The sequence below is a fragment of the Pseudomonas sp. YY-1 genome (assembly GCF_002843095.1).
GTDB classification, from domain to species: Bacteria; Pseudomonadota; Gammaproteobacteria; order Pseudomonadales; family Pseudomonadaceae; genus Aquipseudomonas; species Aquipseudomonas sediminis_A.
The window spans coordinates 137,519-162,272 of the sequence record NZ_PJLX01000004.1; the positions used below are offsets into that span (position 1 = coordinate 137,519).

The window sequence follows — 24,754 nt, forward strand, 5'->3', positions numbered from 1 at the left end:
ACTACACTTCTGGCACCACCGCTCATGGATGAGCCGCGATGCCATTATTCGACCCAACCCTTCTGCAACGCCTCCCCTGGCTGCGACCGCACCGCCATTGCCAGCTTTGCGACGAAACCACCGATCACCCCACGCACGCGGTCTGCACGGCTTGCGAAGCAGAGTTGCCGTGGCTCGGTGCACATTGCCAGATCTGTGCGGTGCCATTGCCGGCCCACGGCATGATCTGCGGCGCCTGCCAGAACAAGCCGCCGAGCTTCAGCCGCGTGGAGGCGCCCTGGCGCTATGCCTTCCCCGTCGACAATCTGATCACCCGCTTCAAGCATCAGGCGCAATGGCCGTACGGCCGTCTGCTTGCCGAGCTGTTGGCCGAACACCTGCACCACGCCTTCGATGAGGGATTGCCCCGCCCCCAGGCGCTGTTGCCCGTTCCATTGGCCCGCAAGCGCCAACGGCGACGCGGCTTCAATCAGGCGCAGATGCTCGCCGAATGGCTGAGCACCAGCCTCGACCTGCCGGTACAACATGAATGGCTCCAGCGCCGCGTCGATACCCCAGCACAGCAAGGGCTGGATGCCGCGACGCGCAAGCGCAATCTGCGTCAGGCCTTCAGCCTGGAACTGCAGGCCAAGGTGGCTGGCGCTCACCTGGCGCTGGTCGACGACGTGCTCACCACCGGCGCCACGGCGGGCGTGCTCGCCCATCTGCTGCGTCGCGCCGGCGCCCTGCGCGTCGATGTGTATTGCCTGGCCCGCACGCCACGGCCGGGCGACGCCTGACTTGACGCGCCAGGCGCAGTCACGCACCTTGCCCGACATCCTTCCTGGCCACGCCTCAATCATGTCGCAGCTCGATCCCCTCGCCCAACTGCTCAGCCGCCGCCCGAAACGCCTGGCCCTGCTCGAGCAGATCGCCGAACAAGGCTCCATCACTCGTGCCGCCAAGGCCGCCGGGCTGAGCTACAAGGCCGCCTGGGACGCCATCGACGAGTTGAACAACTTGTCGGAGCAGCCCCTGGTCAGCCGCAACGTCGGCGGCAAAGGCGGCGGCGGTGCACGCCTGACACCCGCTGGCGAGCGTCTACTGGCACTGCAACAACGCCTGCAGGCGCTGCAGGTGCAACTGCTGCAGGCCGCCGGTGACGACGCCGACCTGGAGCTGCTCGGCCGCCTGATGCTGCGCACCAGTGCGCGCAACCAACTCACCGGCCGCGTGCGCGCGATTCACGCCCACGGCCACAACGACCTGATCGATATCGAACTGCCCGGCGGCAGCAGTCTGCAAGCGCAGATCACTCATGACAGCACCGAGAACCTGCAACTGAGCGAAGGCAGCGGCGTGGTCGCCCTGATCAAGGCTGGCTGGCTGGAACTGCAGCCACTCGATGCACCGCCAGCAGAACAGCACAATGCACTCGAAGGCCGTATCGAACAGATTCTGCCGGCCAGCGACGGCCCCAGCGACGTGCGCATCAGCCTGCCTAATGGTCAGACCTTGTGCGCCCTGCTCGAATCCACTCGCCTGGCCGAGCTGGGCCTGCGCGTTGGCGACCCGGTGCGCGCACAGTTCGCCGCCAGCCAGGTGCTGCTCGGTACGCAACTTTAGGGCGGCTGCAACTCGCTAATAACGCCAACGGCGGGTTACACCCGCCCTAGGTTCAGCGCAAGCCGGTAGACTGATCGCCCACTCACGCGGAGCCGTTCATGAGCCATCCCTTTTCCACCCTCACCCCAGATCTGGTGCTTGATGCCGTGGAGAGCCTTGGCTACCTCAGCGACGCCCGCGTATTGGCACTCAACAGCTACGAGAATCGCGTCTATCAAGTCGGTATCGAGGGCGAAACGCCGCTGATCGCCAAGTTCTATCGTCCGGACCGCTGGAGCGATGCGGCGATCCGCGAGGAGCACAGTTTCAGCGCCGAGCTGGCCGAACACGAGGTCCCGGTGGTAGCGCCACTGGCGCGCGATGGCGAGACACTGTTCGAGCACGGCGGCTTCCGCTTCGCCCTGTTCCCGCGTCGGGGCGGCCGCGCGCCAGAGCCGGGCAACCTCGACCAGCTGTACCGCCTTGGCCAGCTGCTCGGACGCATGCATGCCATTGGCGCCAGCCGTCCTTTTGCTCACCGCGAAACCCTGGCGGTGGACAACTTCGGCCATGCAGCCCTGGCCTCTCTGCTCGATGGCGGCTTCGTGCCGCGCAGCCTGCTGCCGGCCTACGAGTCGGTAGCGCGCGACCTGCTCACCCGCCTCGATGAACTCTTCGCCCGTGTGCGCTACACGCCGATTCGCCTGCACGGCGACTGCCACCCTGGCAACCTGCTGCACCGCGACGACGCCTTCCATGTCGTCGACCTTGATGACTGCCGCATGGGCCCGGCCGTGCAGGACCTGTGGATGATGCTGGCCGGCGGGCGTCATGAACGCCTTGGCCAGTTGGCCGAACTGGTCGACGGCTATCAGGAGTTCCATGATTTTGCCTCTCGCGAGCTGCCTCTGATCGAAGGCCTGCGCGCCCTGCGTCTGATGCATCACAGCGCCTGGATCGCCCGCCGCTGGGACGACCCGGCCTTCCCCCTGGCCTTCCCCTGGTTTGCCGGCGAGCGCTACTGGGGCGACCAGATTCTCGCCCTGCGCGAACAGATGGCCGCACTGGATGAAGAGCCGCTGCGACTGTTCTGAAACGTGGCCCAGAGGTCATTCTGGAGTGAACCCGAACCACGTGATGGTGCGCGATCATTGCAGATGGCCGAAATCTGAAGTCTTCGCGGCTGAAGCCGCTCCTACGGCGCAGGTGAACACCGGCAGGAAAGGCTGGGCGGCATTCCGCTTCAGCCGCGATGCTTCCTATTCGCCCCCATAGCCCTGGATTACACCCGGGCTACCCGAAAGACCGTGCTGAACCGCCAACCGATACAGTTGCGCGCACCGCGTAAAGTTTGCCTTACGACTTTGCCGGCGTTTCGCTATACATAAAAAGCTGAACGGACAGACAAGGCAGAGGCCAGAGCGCTAGAATTTCGCGGCAACCGTTAGCTGCCTAACCAAGGATTCTCGATGGCCACCGCCAACCCGCAACGCGGGTACGTTCTGGGCCTTACCGCCTACATCATCTGGGGCCTGTTCCCGCTCTACTTCAAAGCCCTGCAAAGCGTGCCGGCGATGGAAATCATCGTGCACCGGGTGCTCTGGTCCGCGCTGTTCGGCGGCCTGCTGCTGCTCGTCTGGAAGCACCCTGGCTGGTGGCGCGAGCTGCGCGACAACCCCAAACGCCTGGCGGTGCTGGCCGGCTGCGGCCTGCTGATCGCGACCAACTGGCTGGTGTACGTATGGGCGGTGAACAATGACCGCATGATCGAGGCCAGCCTGGGCTACTACATCAACCCCTTGATCAACGTATTGCTCGGCCTGCTGATTCTCGGTGAGCGCTTGCGTCGCCTGCAGTGGCTGGCCGTGGCCCTGGCCGCGCTGGGCGTGCTGCAACAACTGTGGCAGGTCGGCAGCCTGCCCTGGGTATCGCTGGTGCTGGCGCTGACCTTCGGCTTCTATGGATTGATCCGCAAACAGGCACCTGTGGCGGCACTGCCCGGATTGGTGGTGGAAACCTGGCTGCTGGTGCCGGTGGCGTTGGCTTGGCTGGTTCTGCACCCTACAGCGATGAGCAGCCAGGCCAGCTTCTGGACCAGCAGCGAAGCACTGTGGCTGGCCGCCGCCGGGCCGATCACTCTGGTGCCGCTGGTGTGCTTCAACGCCGCGGCGCGACATCTGCCTTACACCACGCTGGGCTTCCTGCAATACCTGGCTCCAACCCTGGTACTGCTGCAAGCCATCTTGCTGTTCGATGAGCACTTCTCGCCGAGCACCCTGCTGGCATTCGCCTGCATCTGGGCAGGGCTTTTTGTGTACAGCCTGGATATCTGGCTGAACCTACGCAAGCGCTCGACGCAGTAAAAGGCTGGTGCGCACAGCGCACCCTGCGCAGGTCGCGGAAGCCGCAAGGTGTCGCGGGTCCACCTAAGCCGTGTGCACCGGCTTTCCTGCTAGCACTCGCTGAACAGAAAACATCCACCCAGCGCCAAGCCTCGCCAGCCCTGGCGCGGCGCCTTTCATCCCCGGTTTATCCACAGCTCCATCCCCGGCCTTTGTGCACAAGCTATTGATCCTGCTGAATTTTTAGTCAGCCCATGAAAAACCCCGGGGCACTAAGCTGTGCGCCGGGGCTCCCCAGTTTATCCACAGGCTGATCCACGCATACCGTGGATATCAATCCTCAGCGCGCAGTTTCAGCTCCACCATCAGGTCATCGGCCAGGGTTTCCAGGCGTGCCTGCAATTGCTCCAGGGCCAGGGTCTCCGGCACGGCCAGCAGCGCTTCGGCGGTGAACAGCAACTCGCCGCTCATCGGCGCTGGCGCCACCTCGGTCAGCAGGCTCTCCAAATTGACGCCCTGCTCGGCCAGCACACGGGTGATATCGCGGACGATACCGGGCCGGTCGTTACCCACCAGCTCCAGGCGAATCGCGGTGAAGCGCCCGCCCGGCTCGCTGCCGCTGGCCGCCAGTTGCACGCGAATGCCTTGCGCGCTGAGGGCTTCGAGCGCCTTGATCAGGCCGCCGTGGGCCTCGGCCGGTACATCCACCCGCACGATCCCGGCGAACTGCCCGGCCATGCGCGCCATGCGGCTCTCCAGCCAGTTGCCGCCATGGGTCGCGACACAACCCGCCAAGCGCTCGACCAAGCCGGGTTGGTCCTCGGCAATCACCGTCAGTACCAGATGATCCATGTACTACCTCACTCGTTCACACAGGGTTCGAAAAGGTCAGCCGCGCAGCGACAACCAGTAGATGAAGAACTGTTCGTCACGCACGTAGCCAAGTCGCTCGTAAAGGCTCTGGCCGGCCAGGTTGGTTTTCGCCGTTTCCAGTTGCAGACCACAGGCGCCGGTCGCCTCGGCATGTGCGCGGGCGGCATTCATCAATGCCTCGCCCACGCCTGAGCGGCGGGCGCGTTCGTCGACATACAGATCACTGAGCAACCAGGCCGGTTCCAGCGCCAACGAGGACTGAAAGGGATAAAGCTGCACGAAGCCCTGCGCCGCGCCCTGCTCGTCGCGGGCGATGAACAGTTGCGAATCACCGCGCTGCAGGCGCTGACCAAGAAAGCTGGCAACTTCCGCCGCGTCCCGCGGCACTTGGTAAAAGCGCAGGTAGCCGACGAACAGACGGGTGAGATCAACAAGGTCGGCAGCAACAACAGCGGATACCGTCATGGCAGGCTCCGGAATGACTGAAAAGCAGTATAGGCGAGGTGGCGTAGGCCATATCGGCGCACTTGTCAGCAGCCTACTCAATTAATCGTGTACGATTTTGATTATTTTGTGGAACAATATCGCACCTTTTTGCACGCAAAGCGCACTAAATGTGACCATAAATAGTCTTTTGGTCGCAGACTGACGCTACCCCGCTGCATTTACCCAGGATCTTGATGTAGTATGCCGCGCTTTGGACTACAAGACGGAAAACCCGTCTCCAAAGCGGCTATTGAGTAGAGCTCAGAGAGAGTGAGGCAAGTGATGACTGAACGCGTTCAAGTCGGCGGCCTGCAGGTCGCCAAAGCCCTGTACGACTTCGTGAACAACGAAGCCATTCCCGGTACCGGCATCGCTGCCGACCAGTTCTGGGCCGGTGCCGCTGCGGTCATCAAGGACCTGGCGCCGAAGAACCACGCCCTGCTGGCCAAGCGCGACGAACTGCAGGCGCAGATCGACGCCTGGCACCAGGCGCGCAAGGGGCAGGCCCATGACGCGGCTGCCTACAAGGCCTTCCTCCAGGAAATCGGCTATCTGCTGCCGGAGCCGGAAGACTTCCACGCCACCACCACCAACGTCGACGAAGAAATCGCCCGTCTGGCCGGCCCACAGCTGGTAGTACCGGTAATGAACGCGCGCTTCGCCCTGAACGCCTCCAACGCCCGCTGGGGCTCGCTGTACGATGCGCTGTACGGCACCGACGTGATCAGCGAAGAAGGTGGCGCCGAGAAGGGCAAGGGCTACAACAAGGTCCGTGGCGACAAGGTCATCGCCTTCGCCCGCGCCTTCCTCGACGAGGCCGCGCCGCTGGCTGCCGGCTCGCACGTCGACTCCACCGGTTATGCCATCGTCGACGGCAAGCTGGTCGTCGCCCTCAAGGGTGGCAGCAACAGCGGCCTGCGTGACGACGCGCAACTGGTCGGTTTCCAGGGCGAGGCCAGCGCGCCGATCGCCGTACTGCTCAAGCACAACGGCCTGCACTTCGAAATCCAGATCGACGCCTCCAGCCCGATCGGCAGCACCGATGCCGCCGGCGTCAAAGACGTGCTGATGGAAGCGGCGCTGACCACCATCATGGACTGCGAAGACTCCGTCGCCGCCGTCGACGCCGATGACAAGGTGGTGGTCTACAAAAACTGGCTGGGCCTGATGAAAGGCGACCTGGCCGAAGAAGTGTCCAAAGGCGGCAAGACCTTCACCCGCACCATGAACCCGGATCGCGTCTACACCAAGCCGGACGGCTCCGAGCTGACCCTGCATGGCCGTTCGCTGCTGTTCGTGCGTAACGTCGGCCACCTGATGACCAACCCGGCCATCCTCGACGCCGCAGGCAACGAGATCCCGGAAGGCATCCAGGACGCGCTGTTCACCAGCCTGATCGCGGTGCACAACCTGATCGGCAACACCAGCCGCAAGAACACCCGTACCGGCAGCGTGTACATCGTCAAACCGAAGATGCACGGCCCGGAAGAAGTCGCCTTCACCAGCGAAATCTTCGCCCGCGTCGAGGATGTGCTGGGCCTGGCCCGCAACACCCTGAAAGTCGGCATCATGGACGAAGAGCGTCGCACCACCGTCAACCTCAAGGCGTGCATCAAGGCTGCCAGCGAGCGCGTGGTGTTCATCAACACCGGCTTCCTCGACCGTACCGGTGACGAGATCCACACCTCCATGGAAGCCGGCGCCGTGGTGCGCAAGGCCGCCATGAAGAGCGAAGCCTGGATCGGCGCCTACGAGAACAACAACGTCGACGTCGGCCTGGCCACCGGCCTGCAAGGCCGCGCACAGATCGGCAAGGGCATGTGGGCCATGCCGGACCTGATGGCCGCCATGCTCGAGCAGAAAGTCGCGCACCCGCTGTCCGGTGCCAACACCGCCTGGGTTCCGTCGCCGACCGCCGCAGCCCTGCACGCGCTGCACTACCACAAGGTCGACGTGTTCGCCCGTCAGGCCGAACTGGCCAAGCGCGCACCGGCTTCGGTCGACGACATCCTGACCATTCCGCTGGCCAAGGACACCAACTGGTCAGAAGAAGAAATCCGCAACGAGCTGGATAACAACTCGCAAGGCATCCTCGGCTACGTGGTGCGCTGGATCGACCAGGGCGTCGGCTGCTCCAAGGTGCCGGACATCAACGACGTCGGCCTGATGGAAGACCGCGCCACCCTGCGCATCTCCAGCCAGCTGCTGGCCAACTGGCTGCGTCACGGCATCGTCAGCGAAGCGCAGGTAGTCGAAAGCCTCAAGCGCATGGCGCCGGTGGTGGATCGTCAGAACGCCAACGACCCGCGGTATCGCCCGATGGCCCCGGACTTCGGCAATAACGTCGCCTTCCAGGCCGCGCTGGAACTGGTGGTCGAAGGCACCAAGCAGCCCAACGGCTACACCGAGCCGGTGCTGCATCGCCGTCGCCGCGAGTTCAAGGCCAAGAACGGTCTGTGATTCGCTCATTGCGCGAATGAATAAACCGCCCTCCGGGGCGGTTTTTTATTGAGCAGTCGCGACTGAAGCCCTCCCACGGGCGCTAATGTTGTGGGAGGGGCTTCAGCCGCGACATACAACTAGCGCGTGGCCTGCGCCGCCTTGTCCGCCGTCACGCCGGTGGTATTGCTCAGCAGGCTGGCGGTGGCAGTCTGCACGAAGGCCGACAGTTTGCGCTCCAGATCACTGCGCCGCTGCGCATCGTCGATCACTTCGCCGCGCGCATGATGGCCAAGCTGGTAGCGATACAGGCGCGCATCACGATCACGCGGTTTGACCAGGATGTTGTCACCGGTCACCAAACCCACGGTCTGGTCGCTCCCGGACGGTTTGATCACCGCCACACCGGCATCACCCTCAGGCAGCGCCAGCAGATCGCGGCCCCAGCATTGCTGCTGCACTGGCTGACCGAGGCGGCCCATGATGGTCGGCACCACGTCGATCTGGCTGCCAACGGTGTCGCGGCTGCTGCCGAAGGTGTCCTGCACGCCAGGGCCGATCAGCAGCAGCGGAATGCTGAAGCGCGACAGATCCATCTCGGTAATCTGCTCGTCGTTGCCGAAACCATGGTCACCCAGGATCACGAATAGGGTGTCCTTGAAATAGGGCTCCTGGCGCGCCTTGGCGAAGAACTGGCCGAGCGCCCAGTCGGCGTAGCGCATGGCAGTCAGGTGTTCGTCCAGTGAACCGTGGCCGGTGACGCGCTCGACCGGCAGGTCTTCCGGCAGCGCGTAAGGCGTGTGGTTGGACAGCGTCTGCAGCAGTGCATAGAACGGCTTGCCCTGGCTGCCGAGCTTGGTCAGTTCGTCGGCACCGCGGCTGAACATGTCCTGGTCGGACACGCCCCAGGTCGGATCGATGAACACCGGGTCGACGAAATCGTCGCGACCGACGAAGTTGCGCATGCCCTGGTTGGCGAAGAAGCCGGACTGGTTATCCCAGGCGAAGCTGCCGTTGTAGACATAAACGTCGTCATAGCCACGAGCACTGAGCAACTGCGGCAGGCCTGAGAACTGATGGCCGCCTTCAGGCATGCGCATCAGGTATTCGAACGCCGGCAAGTTGGGGAAGCAGGCCATGGTGGCGAACATGCCCTGATGGGTATGGGTGCCGTTGGAGAATACGCGCTGGAACAGCAGACCTTCCTTGGCCAGGGCATCGAAGTTGGGGGTGATGCCGTCCTGGTTGCCCATGGCGCCGATGTATCGGCCGGCCATGCTCTCCATGAGAATCACCACCACGTTGCGCACCTGCGGCAGTTGGCCTTCGGCCGGCGGCGTGTAAACGCGGCGCACGGCGGCCTGGTCAGGGTCGATCAGCTCATCGCGCGGGGTCAGCAGCAGGTCGCGGGTGATCTGCTGCGCTTCGTCAGCCGGCAGGGTGGCCTTCCAGCTGTTGTCGCGGTGATCGGAGAAGAAGTTCTCGGCGGCGTCGACCAGGGTCAGGGTGCCATTGAGGCCCAGGTGATTGGCGAACATCGAATCGGTGGTATAGGCGTCGCCCCAGCGCAGCGGCGGGCCGGAGCGCAGTGTGCCACGGGCAGCGACCACGCAGACCAGCAGAAACAGTACGAACACGGCGGTGCGAGCCGGCCAGCGCGGCGGCGCAGCATGCCCGCGCGCACGCGTTGCGCGCTCGATACGGCGGAACAGCCAGGCCAGCAGCAGCGTCGCCAGGGCCCAGGCCAGCAGCAGGCGCAGCACCGGGAAACCGTTCCAGATCATGCTGGTAACGGTGCCCAGGTCTTCCTGCATGTACTGGAACACCAGGCTGTTCAGGCGCTGGTGAAATTCGCGGTAGAAGTTCAGCTCGACCACGGCGAAGAACAGGCACAGGCTGGTGGCGAACGTCAGCCAGGCCACATGCAGCCGCCGGGCACGCATCGCCGTGACGCTGAGCAGCGAGAGGCTCAACGGCACGCACAGGTAGACGATCAGGCGCAGATCGAAGCGCGCGCCATTGATAAAGGCTTCGACGAAGGTGCTGGCCGGCGTATCGGCGATCAGCGCGTGGTTGTAGGCCAGAAGCCCCAGGCGAGCCAGGGCGAAGAGCAGCAGCATACACAGCGCGCTGCCGAGGATGAACGCCAGGTGACTACCAACACTGACCTGCGCCGCCTTGTGGGCAGCTGGTACGGATGACTGCATGGATATGCCTTGCTCTTTACGGAATACGTGGGCGGGAGCAGTCTGCCTGGGCACCAGTCAAAATTTCGTCAAAACGGCGCTGCCTGCACCCTACTTAGGTGCAATGGGCAACCCGGCGGGCCAGAGCCACACTGACAACATCCCGAAACTGCGAGGCGCAAGCCCATGAGCAAGGCCGACGCAATGGCCGATGCGGGCAAGACTGCGGTGCTTCAGAACATCCACGGCACCATGGAGTTCCTGCACAAGTTCCCGCCTTTTAACCAGATGGACACCGCTCACCTGGCGTATCTGGTCGAGCACTGCCAGCTGCGCTTCTATGCCGAAGGTGACTCGATCATCAAACCCAGCGATGGCCCGGTCGAGCACTTCTACATCGTCAAACAGGGCCGCGTGCACGGTGAGCGCCCACATAGCGCCCGGCGTGGTACGGAAACCACCTTCGAGATCACCGCCGGCGAGTGCTTCCCCCTGGCGGCGCTGATCGGCGAACGCGCCACGCGTACCGAGCACCTGGCCGCCGAGGACACCTTCTGCCTGCTGTTGGCCAAACACGCCTTCATCAAGCTGTTCGCCGTTTCCAACCCGCTGCGCGACTTCGCCCTGCGCGGGGTCAGCAGCCTGCTCGATCAGGTCAACCAGCAGGTACAGCTGCGCGCGGTGGAAACCCTCGGCGCGCAATACTCGCTGGACGCCCGTCTGGGCGAACTGGCCATGCGCCAACCCATCGGCTGCGCGCCTGCCACGCCGCTGCGCGAGGCGGTGCGGCTGATGCACGAACAGCATGTCGGCAGCATCGTCATCGTCGATCCGGCCGAGCGGCCGCTGGGCATCTTCACCCTGCGCGACCTGCGTCGGGTGGTGGCCGACGGCGTCGACCTGGCCCAGCCGATCAGCAACCTGATGACCCCCAGGCCCTTCCACCTGGCGCCGGACGCCAGCGCCTTTGACGCCGCCATCGCCATGACCGAGCGGCATATCGCTCACGTCTGCCTGGTGGACCACGAAAAACTCTGCGGGGTGATTTCCGAGCGCGACCTGTTCAGCCTGCAGCGTGTCGACCTGGTGCACCTGGCGCGCACCATCCGCCACGCCGGCAAAGTCGAAACCCTGGCCGGGCTGCGCAGCGACATCCGCCTGCTGGTCGACCGCATGCTCGCCCACGGCGCCAGTTCGACGCAGATCACCCATATCGTCACCCTGCTCAACGACCACACCGTATGCCGGGTGATCGAGCTGACCCTCGAGGAAATGGGCGATCCGGGCATCCCCTTCACCTGGCTGTGCTTCGGCAGCGAAGGCCGCCGCGAACAGACCCTGCACACCGACCAAGACAACGGCATCCTCTTCGAGGCGGAAAACGCCAGCGAGGCTGCGGCGATTCGCGAACGCCTGCTGCCGATCGCCCGCGAGATCAACCAGCGCCTGGCGCAGTGCGGCTTCACCCTGTGCAAGGGCAACATCATGGCCGGCAATCCCGAGCTATGCCTGTCGCGCCAGGAATGGTCACGGCGCTTTGCTGGCTTCGTTCTCGAAGCCACGCCGGAGAATCTGCTGGGCTCGTCGATCTACTTCGACCTGCGCACTATCTGGGGCCCGGACGAAGGCTGCGAACAACTGCGCGAAGAGTTGCTCCGCCGCGTCGCCAGCAACAGCCTGTTCCAGAAGATGCTGGCCGAGAATGCCCTGCGCCACCGCCCGCCGGTTGGACGTTTCCGCGACTTCGTGGTGGCCCGTTCGGGCGCCGACAAGGACACCCTCGACCTCAAGGTGCAGGGCCTCACGCCCTTCGTCGACGGCGCCCGTTTGCTCGCGCTGGCCAACGGCATCAGTGCGGTCGGTACCCTGGAGCGCCTGCGCGCGCTGATCAGTAAGGGCGTGATCGAGGCCCTGGACGGCGCCGCCTACGAAGAGGCCTACCACTTCATTCAGCAGACGCGCATGCAGCAACATCAGTTGCAGGCACGCGACGAGCTACCCTACTCCAACCGCGTCGACCCCGACCACCTCAACCACCTGGACCGGCGTATTCTGCGCGAGTCGTTCCGCCAGGCGCAGCGCCTGCAGAGCAGCCTGGCCATGAGGTATCAGTTATGAGCAAGTTCACCTGGTTCACCGGCCGCGGTCCGGCCCTGACCCAGCAGCAGTTGCAACGCCGCGACGCCTTGAGCGCCCCGGCAGCGTTCGACGACCGTCCGCTGCACCAGCAGCGCTTCGTCGTGCTCGATCTGGAAACCACCGGCCTGAACATGCGTCGTGACCAGGTGCTGGCTATCGGCGCGGTGGTGATCGACAACGGCGCCATCGACTTCGCCGAACAGTTCGAATGCACCCTGCACCGCGCCGATCACCAAGCCAGCGCTAGCACCCTGATTCACGGCATCGCCCCAAGTGAAGTGGCCCGTGGCGTCGAGCCGAGCGAGGCGCTGCTGGATTTCATGGAGTTCGTCGGCAGCAGCCCGCTGCTGGCCTTCCATGCCGAATTCGACCAACGCATGCTGGCGCGCGCACTGCGCCAGAGCCTGGGCTATCGCCTGCAGCACCATTTCTTCGATGTCGCCGAAATCGCCCCGCTGCTGTGCCCGCAAGCGCGCATTCGTCAGGGCGGGCTCGACGACTGGGTCGCCGAATTCGGCCTGCAGGTGCACCAGCGCCACAACGCCAGCGCCGACGCCCTGGTCACCGCCGAACTGGCGCTGATGCTGTTCAGCAAAGCGCGCCGCCAGGGCATCGACAGTCTCTGCGAGCTGGAGCGCCAGCTGGCCAGCCGGCGGCGGCGTCAGCAGGCCATGTAGCCGTACGCTGCCAATCATCTAGCAACGGGCTTCTCCATCTTGCCGCACGCCTCGTGCGTATCAGAGCCACCAGGAATCGCGGCTGAAGCCGCTCCTACAGGTTGGTTTGCGGCAGGCAATGCATCCTACGAAAGCCTACAGATCGCGCATCAGCAGCCCGTATTCCAGTTGCACATCTGCCGGCAGCGGCAGATAAAGCACGTGACCGTCGCCCGGAGCCACCTGCTGCGCCTGGCCCTGGGCGTTCTGCAGGTGTTCCAACGTGAAGTGCAGATTGCCCTGCGGCGTCATCAGCTCCAGGCCGTCGTCCACGGCGAAGCGGTTCTTCACCCGCACCTCGACCAGCTCGCCACGGCGCTCACCGGTCAGTTCGCCGACGAACTGCTGACGTTCCGCGACCGAGCTGCCGCGCTCGTAGTTCTGGTATTCGTCATGCACATGACGACGCAGAAACCCTTCGGTGTAGCCCCGATGCGCCAGTGACTCCAGACTGCCCAGCAGGCTCGGGTCGAACGGCTTGCCGGCCAGCGTATCATCGATGGCGCGGCGGTAGACCTGCGCGGTGCGCGCCACATAGAAATGGCTCTTGGTGCGCCCCTCGATCTTCAGCGAATGCACACCCATGCGCACCAGACGCTCGACGTGCTGCACCGCGCGCAGGTCCTTGGAGTTCATGATGTAGGTACCATGCTCGTCTTCGAAGGCGGTCATTTCATCATCCGGCCGCCCCGCCTCCTGCAGCACGAATGCCTGGGTGGTGGGTGCGCCCTGGCCCAGAGTCGGCTCGACCACGCGGACGATTTCACCCAGCTCGTTCTCGCTCGCGGGCGTGGCCTGGTACTGCCAGCGGCAGGCATTGGTACAGGTGCCCTGGTTGGGATCGCGACGATTGATGTAGCCCGACAGCAGGCAGCGTCCGGAATAGGCCATGCACAGCGCACCGTGGACGAACACCTCCAGCTCCATCCCCGGCACCTGGTTGCGGATCTCCTCGATCTCCTCCAGCGACAACTCGCGCGAGAGGATCACCCGGCTCAGCCCCTGCTGCCGCCAGAACTCGACGCTGGCCCAGTTCACCGCATTGGCCTGCACCGAGAGGTGAATCGGCATCTGCGGATAATGCTGACGCACCAGCATGATCAGGCCGGGGTCGGACATGATCAGCGCATCGGGCCGCATCTCGATCACCGGCGCCAGGTCCTTGAGGAAGGTCCTGAGCTTGGCGTTGTGCGGGGCGATGTTGACTACCACGTAGAACTGCTTGCCCTGCGCGTGCGCCTCCTTGATGCCGAGCGCAAGGTTGGCGTGGTCGAACTCGTTGTTGCGCACGCGCAAACTGTAGCGTGGCTGCCCGGCATACACCGCATCGGCGCCGTAGGCGAAGGCGTAACGCATGTTCTTCAGGGTGCCGGCCGGCGACAGCAGTTCAGGGAAACGGGGCATGAACGCAAGCTCGAAAAATCAGGGGCTGGCGATTCTATGCAGGTGGCAGGCGTGGATATTGATCTGGGTCTATCGGGCGCAGAAAAGCGGCCGAGTCAGGCACCATCAGTCAAGGGGCGGTGCGCACGGCGCACCCTACAGGCATCAGCAAATAGGGAGTAGTCGCCCAGTTCACGCGCACCGATGCTGCGCTTTCACGTAGGGTGCGCCGCGCGCACCACTGCCGCGACGCAAGAATGGCGGGCTAGCGACACACTTGACGATACAGCGCGTCGTCCTTGTCGATGCGCTTGAGCTGGGCAAGCTGAGGCTGCTTTTTCTCGTCCAACGGCAACAACTCGCCAGTTGCGCAATTGAGCAGATGGGCGCGGTGCGAAACGTGGTCGATGTGCTGTTTCTCGAAGCGATAGAGCATGAACTCGGCCACTTGCGCATCTTCCACCTGATCGCGCACGACACTCTTGCTATCGAGCACGGTGAAGGCGGTAACCATCGGCACGAAGTAGCTCCACGGGCGCCAGAACACGTGACCCGCTTCGGTCGCGACCACAACCGACTCCTTGGGCTGGCGCGCCTGCTGATGCTCGAACCAGGAGTACTCGTAGAACACCTGATAGCTCAGCATCCCCAGGCCACCGAACAGTGGCACGATCCACTTCGGCAGTTTGTTACGCGTCAGTTTACGCAGCAGCAGAGCGATACCGGCAGCGCCGAGCCCCGCCACCACGATGGCAAGCAAAGTCCACAACATATGAGTGTTCCCGAAAAAAGACGGGCCTCCACTGGAGGCCCGTCTGTCAGACCCTGGACCATCGAACGATGGCGTCAGGCCAGGATTATGCTTAGTGGTTCAGAGCGGCACCAGCACCTTTGGGGGTACGTACGCTTTCCACCAGGTCCTGGATTTCCTGCGGCGGTGCAGCAGTGACCTGCGATACGCCGTAAGCCACAGCGAAGTTGATCAGCGCACCGACGGTACCAAAGGAAGCCGGGGAGATACCCATGAACCACTGGTCCGGGGTATTGGGCAGCATGTTGGTCTCCGGAATGAAGAACCAGCCCAGGTAGGTGAAGATGTACAGCAGGGTGATCACCAGGCCGGCGACCATACCGCAGATCGCACCCTTGTCGTTCATGCGCTTGGAGAAGATCCCCATCATCAGCACCGGGAACAGGGTCGCCGCCGCAATACCGAAGGCCAATGCCACCACCTGCGCGGCGAACCCTGGTGGATTCAAGCCCAGGTAGGTCGCCAGCAGAATCGCTGCAGCCATCGACAGCCGCGCTGCCATCATCTCGTTCTTCTCGCTGATCTTCGGATTGATCAAGGTCTTGATCAGGTCATGACTGATCGCCGAAGAAATCGCCAGCAACAAACCAGCCGCCGTCGACAGTGCCGCCGCAATGGCGCCCGCCGCGATCAGGCCGACCACCCAACCTGGTAGGTTGGCGATCTCCGGGTTGGCCAGAACCAGGATGTCGTTGTTCACGGTCAGCTCGTTACCGTTCCAGCCACGCTCCTGAGCGGTCGCAGTAAAGGCCGGTGCAGCATCGTTGTACATCTGGATGCGGCCGTCGCCGTTCTTGTCTTCCCACTTGATCAGGCCGGTTTGCTCCCAGTTCTTGACCCACTCAGGACGCTCGTCATAGGACAGGGCAGGAGCCGAGGCGCCTTCCGGATAGATGGTGGTCACCAGGTTCAGGCGCGCCATCGAAGCAACAGCCGGCGCGGTGAGGTAGAGCATGGCGATGAAGATCAGGGTCCAACCCGCCGACCAGCGTGCGTCGGAAACCTTGGGCACGGTGAAGAAGCGGATGATGACGTGCGGCAGACCGGCAGTACCGATCATCAGCGACATGGTGAACAGCACCATGTTCAGCTTGTTGTCGACATCGGCGGTGTAGGCAGCGAAGCCCAGGTCACGCACCACTTCATCGAGCTTCTGCAACAGCGGCACGCCGGACTCGACGTGGTCACCGAACAGGCCCAGCGGCGGGATCGGGTTACCGGTCAGTTGCAGGGAGATGAAGATCGCCGGGATGGTGTAGGCCACGATCAGTACCACGTACTGCGCAACCTGAGTGTAGGTGATGCCCTTCATGCCACCGAATACGGCGTAGGCGAAGACCACGGCCGCAGCGATCCAGATACCGGTGGAGTTGCTCACTTCGAGGAAGCGCGAGAAGGCAACACCGGCACCGGCCATCTGACCGATCACGTAGGTCACGGAGATGATCACCAGGCAGATCACTGCAGTCAGGCGTGCGCCACGACTGTAGAAGCGATCACCGATGAAGTCCGGGACAGTGAACTTGCCGAACTTGCGCAGGTAGGGCGCCAGCAGCATCGCCAGCAGCACATAGCCGCCGGTCCAGCCCATGAGGAAGGTGGAGTTGGCATAACCACCGGCGGCGATAAGGCCCGCCATGGAGATGAAGGATGCAGCGGACATCCAGTCAGCGGCTGTCGCCATGCCGTTGGTGACCGGATGCACACCACCGCCAGCGACGTAGAACTCTTTGGTGGAGCCGGCACGCGCCCAGATGGCGATGCCGATGTAGAGCGCGAAGGACGCGCCTACGAACAACATGTTGATGACGAATTGGCTCATGACCACTTACTCCTCGACGCCAAATTCTTTATCGAGTTTGTTCAGTCTCCACGCGTAGTGAAAAATGAGCCCGATGAAGAAGAGGATGGAGCCTTGCTGGGCGAACCAGAATCCGAGGTCGGAACCGCCAACGGAGATTCCCGCGACCATCGGGCGCAGGATCATGGCGAATCCATAGGAAACCAGCGCCCAGACAATCAGGCTCCAGGTGATGAGCCGCACATTGGCCTTCCAATAGGCCGCGGCATTGCTTTGTTCAGAAGTCATAGACGCCTCCGGTTATTGTTATTCTGATGCAGCTTCAAGCTAGCAGCAGGCCAGTACCGACCGACAGATAGACATTGGTATTAGCCGCATCGCAGAGCGCTTCTGGAACGTCTGATCCCACCCGAGCAACGCACAGCGCCGTCAGTACGGGTCGGAGACCAACTCGATCGGCAGCAGATAGCGTTCTTCGTCGTACTCGATACGGAACTGGCCGCGGCGGACATCGGCTTCGATGGTCTGGCATTCGCCATCGGCCACCACCATGCGCCGGCCAGTATGGGTTTGCCTGAAGATCAGGTCGCGGTAGCCATCGCGGCCAACCTTGTCGGTAACGATGAGCACGCCCTTGGCCTCGCCGAACGAAGCCGTGCAGTCGCCGTCTCGTTCACCGCCGAAGCTCTCCACCACCAGCCCTCCCATCAGGGGGCGCAACCCTTGCGCTTTCAACTCGTAGAGAGCGAGCTCGGTTTCCGCGAAGGGATTCATCCACGACCCGTTGCGGCGATTGATTCGAACGCCAAAGGCCAGGTCATCACCTCGTAGCCGATAAGGCGCGGTATCCAAGACCAACCGGTCCACATAGATCGCGTCCCAATCCAGTAGATTGGGCTGGACCAGGCGCGCCACGACGTCTTGCCTCGCATGATCCAGCACCAGTATTTCAAGGTCGCTCTGGCCTTGGTCAGGCTGCGCCTCGCGTACCAGCGGCACGGCGAGCAGGGTCAGCTGAGGACGCGCAGGCCAGATCTTGCAGATGCTCTGCTCGCCGTCGACCCGATAGGCGCCGCGCTCATCCTGCAGCCAGGCGCCGCCGGCATGGCCGGGATGCGCCAGCTCCAGCCAGGCTGACAGTTGCACCGCGCAGTCATCGGCCAGCGCCACGCTGACCGACAACAGGCCACCCAGGGCCGTTGCGAATAGTCCTTTCATCCTTGAGTTCCTTCATTTCATCCCGGCGCGAGTCTACGCCGCTGACCGCCCACTGCCCATGATGGGCATCGCGAAACAGCCAGGCGATACGCCGCGCCAGAAGGTGCCCGGCACGCGCCTCCTCGCGCAAGCCGATATGCCCGCTCATGCCCGATACCACAGGCGCATGAAGCCCAGTGCCAGCAGCAGGCCGACCTGGCCCAACGCGGCGCACAGCGACAGGAAGGAGCGCAGCGTGCCGTTGCTCGCCGCGTCCTGGATACCGGTCAGGGCGTTCCAGAAGCCCTCCGGCAGCACCATCAGGCTCAGGCTGGCGAGCGGCTTGCCGGTCAGCAACAGGCCGTCGATCAGGTTGAACCAGCCGCAGAACATCAGGCCGATGAGGATCATCACCGCCACCACCAGACCGAGGCCAAGGCAGGCGGAGAATTGCACGAGAAGACGCATGGGTATTACCTCCGACAAGAGGCGCGGCCTGCACTGACCGCGCCGATCAGATTCAGGCCTGCGGAGCGCTACGGCCGACGCCGTACCAGTCCAGTTTGCGGGTCAGCACCATCACGCTGCCGAGCACGCCGAACACCAGCAGCGAGCCCATCAGCAGGGCGTAGTCCTCGGCGTTGAGCAGGCCGTAGAGCATGGCGTACAGAGCGGCCAGCAACGCGCCAAAGCCCATGCCACGTCGCCAGCTGTGCAGCACGAAGCTGACGTAGAACCCAATCAGGCCGACGCAGGCGCTGGCAGACAGGCCGTAGGCCAGGGCGAAGTCCAGATGCTCGGAGAGCGACAGCAGCAGCAGGTAGAACAGCGCCAGCGACAGGCCCACCAGGGCGTATTGCACCGGGTGCACGGCCAGGCGCTTGAGCACCTCGAAGAGGAAGAAGGTGGCGAAGGTCAGAGCGATGAACAGCAGCGCATATTTGATCGCGCGATCGGTCTTCAGGTACTGGTCGACCGGGTCGACGAAGCTCACTCCAAAGTTGCGGCCAAACAGCCCCTGGCAACGCTCGCTACCCACGCAGTCACGCAACGCCTCCTCCAGATTGGTAGCGAAGAAGCTGGTCTGCCACTCGGCAGTGAAGCCTGCCGCACTGATTTCACGGCTGCTCGGCAGGTATTCGCCGACGAAGCTCGGATGCGGCCAGTCGGAGTTCAGTTTGACCCGGCTGTCACGCCCGACCGGCACCACCGAAAGCTGCTCGGTGCCCTGCAGTTTCAGATCAAAAGCGAACTCGAGCGTCTGCCCACCCTGCGCATCCAGAGCCGGGAGCGGCGCATGCACGCCGGCACCGAAGTTATCGTCACCCGTACCTGGTGCAAAACTCAGGGTCTGGCCATTGAGGCGCAGTTGTAGATCGTTGCTGATACCACGGATGTCGCTGATGCCGACCGAGAGGAAGGGTTTCTCGAAGCGGTAGAAGCCCAGCTCGTCACCCAGTCCCAGGCGCGCCGGCAGGCGGAATTGACCGCTGACCTGGCTGTCGCTGCGGTACAGGCGCGCTTCGTAGATGCCGCGCGCTCGCAATTCGGTGCCCACCTGACCTTCGAGCACGAAGCGCTCCGGCAGGAAGTACAGACGGCCGCGACGCTGACGCTCTTCGCTATAGCGCTCGCCGGTCTTCTCATTGGTCTTCCACTCGTGCGTGGTCTTGATATACGGCAGCACCAGGATCGGCCCGGTGATCTGCTGGCGGTAGCTGGAGCTGCGGGCAATGTCCTGCAGCACCTCGTAGCGCAACCCCTGTCGCTCGTCGACCAGGCCATCGATCATCAGCAGGGGAATCATCAGCAACAAAATCAGCAAGGCGATGGCGCCTAGCTTGAAGCCCAGGGAACGGCTCATGGTACGGCTCTCCGTAGCGAGTGAAGGTACGGCAGAGTCTGGGCAAGGGCGGAGGGAGGCGTATGGGGCGAGCGTGGAGATTGTGTGGAGAGTGCGTGAACGAGAAAGAGCGCCGGTTCAGGGCGCCCTTTCTAACTGCAATGCGGCATGAGACTGCTCCCGCATGATGAATGACCGGATCAGCTGATACGGCTGGCACCCACGCGGTCGGCGCCATCTTCGGCGACACGATTCAGACCAACACGGTCAGCACCACCTTCTGCAACACGGTTCGGGCCAACCCGATCAGCGCCACCTTCTGCAACACGATTCAGACCAACGCGATCAGCGCCACCTTCTGCAACACGGTTCGGGCCAACGCGATCCGCACCATCTTCGGCTACGCGGAAACGCTCCAGAGTACGCTCGGCACCGCCTTCGGCTACGCGGTTCGGGCCGACGCGATCTGCGCCATCTTCAGCGACTACAGGGGTTGCAGACTGTTGAGCGTTGATCTGCGGCAGGGCGAAAGCACTGGCGGACAGAGCGGCAATAACGAGGCTGGCGAGGATTTGCTTTTTCATGTTCGTTCTCCTGAGGGGGTAAGTAACTGGCTACGGTTGTCATGTTACGCACGCCCCAGAACGGCAAAAGGCACATCTCGGGATAGTGACAATCGACGCCATCGATACCTGAAAAAGCGCTTATCGATCAGACAGATAGTTGCCACGATCACTCACACAGCACTGCCCTCGCCTTCCGTCTACTCGGTGCGGTAGCGGGTGAACGGCACTGGCATCTGTATAAAAAACCAGTAAAACTTCGCCCCATGCTCAGCCTCGACGCTCCCGAACTCTATTATCTGGCCAACTTCCGCAAGGCCCTCGCCTGGCTCGACACCCATCACCGTGAACTGATGGATGACGCCGAGCGCGCCCTCGTTGCGGACTTTCCCCAGTTGCCATTGCCCACCCAGGCGCTGCTGGTACGCCTGGTGATGCGCAAGGGCATTCACTTTCGCGCGAGCAAACTGCGCTACGCCGAGATCGGCGATATCCCCACTGCCGCAGAGCCATTGCTGGAACTGGGCTGGCTGATCGACTGCGCCGCACTGAGCTTCGACGAACTCGGCGCCCTGCTGCTCAAGGACGAGCTGGCTGCGCATTTCGCCGCTGACCTGCCGCGCGGGCCGTTGAAGAAAAGCGAAGTGCTCGAGTATCTGCGTGAGCTACATATCGAACCGCGCAGCCTGGTCGACTGGTGCCCGAATATGGAGGAGCGCCTGCTGAGCCTGGCCATCGGCCCGCTGTGCGACCGCCTGCGCCTGATGTTCTTCGGCAACCTGGCGCAGGACTGGTCGGAATTCGTGCTGGCTGACCTGGGGATATTCCGCTACGAGCAGGTGCCGATCACGCCGGGCTCGCGCGGCTTTCGTCACCGCCAGGACGTCGACGACTACTTGCACCTGCGCGCCTGCCGCGAGGCTTTCGAGGTCGGCATGCCGGTGACCGAGGTTCTGCAGCACCTTGGCGATTTCTGCAGCGACAGCCCGCATATCGGCGAACGCCACCAGCGCCTGCTGCTACAACTGGCGCAGCATCTGGAGCGCGCTGGCGAGCTGGACTCGGCGCTGGCGCTATACCGCGACACCCGCGCGGTCGGCTCGCGGCAGCGACAAATCCGCGTGCTGGAGCGCCTCGGCCAGGATGCCGAAGCATTGGCACTGGCCGAACAAGTAATCGCGGCGCCGCACAACGCCGAAGAGGCGCAACTGGCCGAACGAGCCCGCACGCGTCTGCGTAAACGCCTCGGCCTGCCGCCTGCGGCCGAGGTGGCGAAGCTGATCGAGGATCGCCTCGACCTGCGCCTGCCGCGCGCCGCCAGCGTCGAGCTGGCCGTGGCCATGCACCTGGCCGAACCCGACGCGCCGGTACATTACGTGGAGAACACGCTGATCTGTGGGCTGTTCGGCCTGCTCTGCTGGGAGGCGATCTTCGCCCCGCTGCCCGGCGCATTCTTCCACCCCTTCCACACCGGCCCTGTGGACCTGCACCGCGCCGACTTCCACACCCGCCGCAGCGAGCTGTTCGCCGCCTGCCTGGCGCGCCTGGACGACGGCAGTTACATCGAGGCCATGCGCCGCACGCACGCCGAGAAGGTCGGCATCCAGTCGCCTTTCGTGTTCTGGGAGCTGCTCGACGCCGAACGCCTGGAACAGGCCCTGGCCTGCCTGCCACCCGCGCACCTGGCCGCCTGGTTCCGCCGCCTGCTGGCCGATATTCGCGAAAACCGCGCCGGCATGCCTGACCTGATCCAGTTCTGGCCGGCCGTGGGCCGCTACCGGATGATCGAGGTGAAAGGCCCCGGCGACCGCCTGCAGGACAACCAGAAGCGCTGGCTGGCCTTCTGCGCCGAGCACGGCATGCCGGTCAGCGTCTGCTACGTGGAGTGGAGCGATTGAGTCTGCGCATCGCCGTGCGCGAGCTGTGCGAGTTCACCGCCAAGGAAGGTGACCTCGACCTGCGCTTCACCCCCTCGCCCACTGCGCAGGAAGGCATGGCCGGGCACGCCACGGTGGTGGCCCGGCGCGGTCCGGATTACGTTGCCGAGCTGCCGCTGATCGGCGACTTCGAAGGGCTGACGGTCAGTGGCCGCGCCGATGGCTTCGACCCCGAGTTTCGCCTGCTGGAAGAGATCAAGACCCATCGCGGTGACATCTCGCGCATCCCGGCCAACCACCGCCTGCTGCACTGGGCGCAGGTGAAGATCTACGGCTGGCTGCTGTGCCAGGAACTGGGCTTCGAGGAACTGGATCTGGCGGTGGTGTACTTCAACGTCATGACCCAACAGGAAACGGTGTTCCGCGAGCGCCACAGCGCCGCGTCGCTGGGCGAGTTCTTCGCCCTGCACTGCCGCCGTTACATCGAATGGGCGCGGCAGGAACAGGCGCATCAGCACGCACGCAACCAGGCATTGGAAGCGCTGGAGTTCCCCTACGGCGAATTCCGTCATGGCCAACGGCAACTGGCCGAAGCCGTATACCGCGCCGCGCGTGACGGCCACTACCTGCTGGCGCAGGCCACCACCGGCATCGGCAAGACCCTCGGCACCCTGTTCCCGCAACTCAAGGCCATGCCCGGCCAACAGCTCGACCGCCTGTTCTTCCTCAGCGCCAAGACGCCCGGCCGGCGCCTGGCACTCGATGCCCTGCAACGCCTGCGCGAGCCGGACACGCCGCTGCGCGTGCTGGAACACGTGGCCCGCGACAAGGCCTGCGAGCACCCGAGCAAGGCCTGCCATGGCGACTCCTGCCCGCTGGCCAAGGGCTTCTACGACCGCCTGCCGGCAGCACGCAGCGCGGCGCTCAAGGAACGCTGGCTGGATCAGCAAGCCGTGCGCAACATCGCCATCGCCCATGGCGTGTGCCCTTACTACCTGAGCCAGGAGCTGTGCCGCTGGAGCGACGTGGTGGTGGGCGACTACAACTACTACTTCGACCTCGGCGCGCTGTTGCACAGCCTCACCCTGATCAACCAGTGGCGCGTCTGCCTGCTGGTGGACGAGGCGCACAACCTGGTGGAACGCGGGCGCGGCATGTACAGCGCCGAGCTGGATCAGGCGCGCTTCAAGGCCATGTGCCGCGACGCGCCGAAACGCCTGAAAAACGTGCTGGATCGGGTCGACCGCCACTGGGATCAACTGCACCGCGAGCAAGAGGTGCCCTATCAGGTCTACCCGCTGGCGCCGGACCTGCTGCTCGCCGCCCTGGGCAAGGCGGTCAGCGCCATCACCGACCTGCTCACCGACCAGCCCGAAGGCAATGGCGGTGAGCTGCTCAGCTTTTATATGGACGCCATGCTGTTCTGCCGCCTGGCGGAAAGCTTCGGCCCGCATTCGCTGTTCGACATCAATCGCGATGAGGCCGGCAACGGGCGCAGCTACTCGACCCTATGCATCCGCAATATCCTCCCGGCGCCCTTCCTCGGCCCGCGCTTCGAGGACGCGCACAGCGCCACGCTGTTCTCCGCCACCCTCAGCCCCAGCCACTACTACCTCGACCTGCTCGGCTTGCCGGAAGAGACCCAGTGCCTGGACGTCGCCTCACCGTTCAGCGCCGAACAACTGCACGTACAGGTGGTGCGTAACCTGTCCACCCGCTACCAGCACCGCGACGCCTCCCTGGCGCCAATCTGCCAGTTGATGGCGCGCCAATACGCCGAACGCCCCGGCAACTACCTGGCCTTCTTCAGCAGCTATCAGTATCTGGAACAGGTACTACAGGAACTGCGCAGCGAGCATCCGCAAATCCCGGTATGGACCCAGTCGCGGCAGATGGACGAAGCGGCGCGTCAGGGTTTTATCGAGCGCTTCCAGGTCGGCGGACGCGGCATCGGCTTTGCCGTGCTTGGCGGCGTTTTCGGCGAAGGTGTGGATCTGCCCGGCGAACGCCTGATCGGCGCCTTCGTCGCCACCCTCGGTCTGGCCCAGCTCAACCCGATCAACGAAGAAATCCGCCAACGCATGGACACCCTGTTCGGCAACGGCTACGACTACACCTACCTCTACCCCGGCCTGCAGAAAGTGGTGCAAGCCGCCGGCCGGGTGATCCGCACGCCAGAAGACCTGGGCGTGCTCTACCTGATCGACGACCGCTTCGCCCGCCCCGAAGTGCGGCGTTTGTTGCCGAGTTGGTGGCAAGTGGAGTTGTTGCGTTTGCCGCTCAGCGCGCCCTTGCTGGAAAGATAAGTCGAGGCGATCCGCACCGCGCAGGTCATGGAATGAGAACGACCTGCCGAAGCGGTGCCCGTGACTGCAACGCTCCCACAGAGGCCGCTGTCGCACTGGGCACACCGCTGACGACATGGCAGCACTGAGTTTTTTCAGAGCCCCCAAGAAAGACAGGTGCCAGATACGCTGCGCCCAAAGGCCACTTGCCAGTACGCATCCGACTTGG

Annotated in this window: 20 protein-coding genes; 9 read left to right on the forward strand and 11 right to left on the reverse strand. The window is 63.8% G+C overall.

All coding sequences use genetic code 11. The features are described from left to right. The first annotated feature begins 38 nt into the window (after window positions 1-38). The 4 genes from CXP40_RS07490 to rarD all read left to right on the forward strand — a co-directional run bounded on the left by CXP40_RS07490 (window position 39) and on the right by rarD (window position 3,947). Window positions 39-779, forward strand: coding sequence for a ComF family protein (locus CXP40_RS07490; RefSeq protein ID WP_106733267.1), 741 nt, complete (start codon window positions 39-41; stop codon window positions 777-779). Window positions 780-840: 61 nt separating this feature from the next. After that, window positions 841-1,605 carry a TOBE domain-containing protein gene (locus CXP40_RS07495; RefSeq protein WP_106733268.1) on the forward strand — a complete coding sequence of 255 codons (765 nt, stop codon included), beginning with the start codon at window positions 841-843 and terminating at the stop codon, window positions 1,603-1,605. Between the two features lie 98 nt (window positions 1,606-1,703). Next, complete coding sequence (locus CXP40_RS07500; RefSeq protein WP_106733269.1) at window positions 1,704-2,678, forward strand: serine/threonine protein kinase; 975 nt, start codon at window positions 1,704-1,706, stop codon at window positions 2,676-2,678. Between the two features lie 375 nt (window positions 2,679-3,053). Continuing rightward, complete coding sequence (gene rarD / locus CXP40_RS07505) at window positions 3,054-3,947, forward strand: EamA family transporter RarD (RefSeq protein WP_106733270.1); 894 nt, start codon at window positions 3,054-3,056, stop codon at window positions 3,945-3,947. A 312-nt stretch (window positions 3,948-4,259) separates the two neighbouring features. On the opposite strand, the gene CXP40_RS07510 is transcribed toward rarD, so the two are convergent. Together CXP40_RS07510 and CXP40_RS07515 are read right to left on the reverse strand one after the other, a co-directional pair. Further along, on the reverse strand, window positions 4,260-4,778 hold the full coding sequence (locus CXP40_RS07510) for a glycine cleavage system protein R (protein WP_106733271.1): 519 nt from the start codon (window positions 4,776-4,778) through the stop codon (window positions 4,260-4,262). A gap of 36 nt (window positions 4,779-4,814) precedes the next feature. Further along, the gene (locus CXP40_RS07515) at window positions 4,815-5,264 is read right to left on the reverse strand and encodes an N-acetyltransferase (RefSeq protein ID WP_106733272.1); all 450 of its coding nucleotides are present in this window, start codon (window positions 5,262-5,264) and stop codon (window positions 4,815-4,817) included. A gap of 303 nt (window positions 5,265-5,567) precedes the next feature. Between CXP40_RS07515 and CXP40_RS07520 the strand changes: the two genes are divergently transcribed. After that, a complete protein-coding gene (locus CXP40_RS07520; RefSeq protein ID WP_106733273.1) occupies window positions 5,568-7,745 on the forward strand; it encodes a malate synthase G in 2,178 nt (725 codons plus the stop codon). Window positions 7,746-7,864: 119 nt separating this feature from the next. Here CXP40_RS07520 and CXP40_RS07525 read toward each other — a convergent pair whose 3' ends face one another. Next, window positions 7,865-9,931, reverse strand: coding sequence for an LTA synthase family protein (locus CXP40_RS07525; RefSeq protein WP_106733274.1), 2,067 nt, complete (start codon window positions 9,929-9,931; stop codon window positions 7,865-7,867). Between the two features lie 165 nt (window positions 9,932-10,096). Between CXP40_RS07525 and CXP40_RS07530 the strand changes: the two genes are divergently transcribed. Beyond that, window positions 10,097-12,028: a putative nucleotidyltransferase substrate binding domain-containing protein gene (locus CXP40_RS07530; protein WP_106733275.1), complete on the forward strand. Its 1,932-nt coding sequence runs from the start codon at window positions 10,097-10,099 to the stop codon at window positions 12,026-12,028. Further along, window positions 12,025-12,726 carry a PolC-type DNA polymerase III gene (locus CXP40_RS07535; protein ID WP_106733276.1) on the forward strand — a complete coding sequence of 234 codons (702 nt, stop codon included), beginning with the start codon at window positions 12,025-12,027 and terminating at the stop codon, window positions 12,724-12,726. Before CXP40_RS07530 ends, CXP40_RS07535 begins: the two co-directional genes overlap by 4 nt. Window positions 12,727-12,861: 135 nt before the next feature. Here the strand turns inward: CXP40_RS07535 and yegQ are convergent, their stop codons facing one another. The 8 genes from yegQ to CXP40_RS07575 all read right to left on the reverse strand — a co-directional run bounded on the left by yegQ (window position 12,862) and on the right by CXP40_RS07575 (window position 20,384). Continuing rightward, window positions 12,862-14,169 (reverse strand): tRNA 5-hydroxyuridine modification protein YegQ, encoded by a 1,308-nt coding sequence (gene yegQ / locus CXP40_RS07540; protein WP_106733277.1) that lies wholly within the window; start codon window positions 14,167-14,169, stop codon window positions 12,862-12,864. Window positions 14,170-14,413: 244 nt separating this feature from the next. Further along, window positions 14,414-14,920: a hypothetical protein gene (locus tag CXP40_RS07545; RefSeq protein ID WP_106733278.1), complete on the reverse strand. Its 507-nt coding sequence runs from the start codon at window positions 14,918-14,920 to the stop codon at window positions 14,414-14,416. Between the two features lie 91 nt (window positions 14,921-15,011). Beyond that, window positions 15,012-16,781: a sodium:solute symporter family protein gene (locus tag CXP40_RS07550; RefSeq protein ID WP_106733279.1), complete on the reverse strand. Its 1,770-nt coding sequence runs from the start codon at window positions 16,779-16,781 to the stop codon at window positions 15,012-15,014. Between the two features lie 6 nt (window positions 16,782-16,787). Next, window positions 16,788-17,048: a DUF4212 domain-containing protein gene (locus CXP40_RS07555; RefSeq protein ID WP_003463859.1), complete on the reverse strand. Its 261-nt coding sequence runs from the start codon at window positions 17,046-17,048 to the stop codon at window positions 16,788-16,790. 141 nt (window positions 17,049-17,189) lie between these two features. After that, window positions 17,190-17,978, reverse strand: a complete 789-nt coding sequence (locus CXP40_RS07560; protein ID WP_106733280.1) for a hypothetical protein — start codon at window positions 17,976-17,978, stop codon at window positions 17,190-17,192. A gap of 144 nt (window positions 17,979-18,122) precedes the next feature. After that, window positions 18,123-18,425 carry a hypothetical protein gene (locus CXP40_RS07565; protein WP_106733281.1) on the reverse strand — a complete coding sequence of 101 codons (303 nt, stop codon included), beginning with the start codon at window positions 18,423-18,425 and terminating at the stop codon, window positions 18,123-18,125. Window positions 18,426-18,477: 52 nt separating this feature from the next. Then, the gene (gene creD, locus CXP40_RS07570) at window positions 18,478-19,821 is read right to left on the reverse strand and encodes a cell envelope integrity protein CreD (protein WP_106733282.1); all 1,344 of its coding nucleotides are present in this window, start codon (window positions 19,819-19,821) and stop codon (window positions 18,478-18,480) included. A 179-nt stretch (window positions 19,822-20,000) separates the two neighbouring features. After that, window positions 20,001-20,384, reverse strand: a complete 384-nt coding sequence (locus CXP40_RS07575) for a phage infection protein (protein WP_106733283.1) — start codon at window positions 20,382-20,384, stop codon at window positions 20,001-20,003. 245 nt (window positions 20,385-20,629) lie between these two features. Between CXP40_RS07575 and CXP40_RS07580 the strand changes: the two genes are divergently transcribed. Then, window positions 20,630-22,261: a VRR-NUC domain-containing protein gene (locus CXP40_RS07580; RefSeq protein WP_106733284.1), complete on the forward strand. Its 1,632-nt coding sequence runs from the start codon at window positions 20,630-20,632 to the stop codon at window positions 22,259-22,261. Beyond that, window positions 22,258-24,546 (forward strand): ATP-dependent DNA helicase, encoded by a 2,289-nt coding sequence (locus CXP40_RS07585; protein ID WP_106733285.1) that lies wholly within the window; start codon window positions 22,258-22,260, stop codon window positions 24,544-24,546. The genes CXP40_RS07580 and CXP40_RS07585 overlap by 4 nt, the downstream gene beginning before the upstream one ends. Window positions 24,547-24,754: the final 208 nt, after the last annotated feature.

What these genes read in the sequence shown, in the direction of transcription:
- yegQ (WP_106733277.1), bottom strand. Translation starts at nt 14,169, where the DNA reads ATGCCCCGTTTCCCTGAACTGCTGTCGCCGGCCGGCACCCTGAAGAAC.
- CXP40_RS07520 (WP_106733273.1), top strand. Translation starts at nt 5,568, where the DNA reads ATGACTGAACGCGTTCAAGTCGGCGGCCTGCAGGTCGCCAAAGCCCTG.
- CXP40_RS07500 (WP_106733269.1), top strand. Translation starts at nt 1,704, where the DNA reads ATGAGCCATCCCTTTTCCACCCTCACCCCAGATCTGGTGCTTGATGCC.
- CXP40_RS07545 (WP_106733278.1), bottom strand. Translation starts at nt 14,920, where the DNA reads ATGTTGTGGACTTTGCTTGCCATCGTGGTGGCGGGGCTCGGCGCTGCC.
- rarD (WP_106733270.1), top strand. Translation starts at nt 3,054, where the DNA reads ATGGCCACCGCCAACCCGCAACGCGGGTACGTTCTGGGCCTTACCGCC.
- CXP40_RS07550 (WP_106733279.1), bottom strand. Translation starts at nt 16,781, where the DNA reads ATGAGCCAATTCGTCATCAACATGTTGTTCGTAGGCGCGTCCTTCGCG.
- CXP40_RS07510 (WP_106733271.1), bottom strand. Translation starts at nt 4,778, where the DNA reads ATGGATCATCTGGTACTGACGGTGATTGCCGAGGACCAACCCGGCTTG.
- creD (WP_106733282.1), bottom strand. Translation starts at nt 19,821, where the DNA reads ATGAGCCGTTCCCTGGGCTTCAAGCTAGGCGCCATCGCCTTGCTGATT.
- CXP40_RS07560 (WP_106733280.1), bottom strand. Translation starts at nt 17,978, where the DNA reads ATGAAAGGACTATTCGCAACGGCCCTGGGTGGCCTGTTGTCGGTCAGC.
- CXP40_RS07515 (WP_106733272.1), bottom strand. Translation starts at nt 5,264, where the DNA reads ATGACGGTATCCGCTGTTGTTGCTGCCGACCTTGTTGATCTCACCCGT.
- CXP40_RS07555 (WP_003463859.1), bottom strand. Translation starts at nt 17,048, where the DNA reads ATGACTTCTGAACAAAGCAATGCCGCGGCCTATTGGAAGGCCAATGTG.
- CXP40_RS07580 (WP_106733284.1), top strand. Translation starts at nt 20,630, where the DNA reads ATGCTCAGCCTCGACGCTCCCGAACTCTATTATCTGGCCAACTTCCGC.
- CXP40_RS07530 (WP_106733275.1), top strand. Translation starts at nt 10,097, where the DNA reads ATGAGCAAGGCCGACGCAATGGCCGATGCGGGCAAGACTGCGGTGCTT.
- CXP40_RS07495 (WP_106733268.1), top strand. Translation starts at nt 841, where the DNA reads ATGTCGCAGCTCGATCCCCTCGCCCAACTGCTCAGCCGCCGCCCGAAA.
- CXP40_RS07525 (WP_106733274.1), bottom strand. Translation starts at nt 9,931, where the DNA reads ATGCAGTCATCCGTACCAGCTGCCCACAAGGCGGCGCAGGTCAGTGTT.
- CXP40_RS07575 (WP_106733283.1), bottom strand. Translation starts at nt 20,384, where the DNA reads ATGAAAAAGCAAATCCTCGCCAGCCTCGTTATTGCCGCTCTGTCCGCC.
- CXP40_RS07565 (WP_106733281.1), bottom strand. Translation starts at nt 18,425, where the DNA reads ATGCGTCTTCTCGTGCAATTCTCCGCCTGCCTTGGCCTCGGTCTGGTG.
- CXP40_RS07490 (WP_106733267.1), top strand. Translation starts at nt 39, where the DNA reads ATGCCATTATTCGACCCAACCCTTCTGCAACGCCTCCCCTGGCTGCGA.
- CXP40_RS07535 (WP_106733276.1), top strand. Translation starts at nt 12,025, where the DNA reads ATGAGCAAGTTCACCTGGTTCACCGGCCGCGGTCCGGCCCTGACCCAG.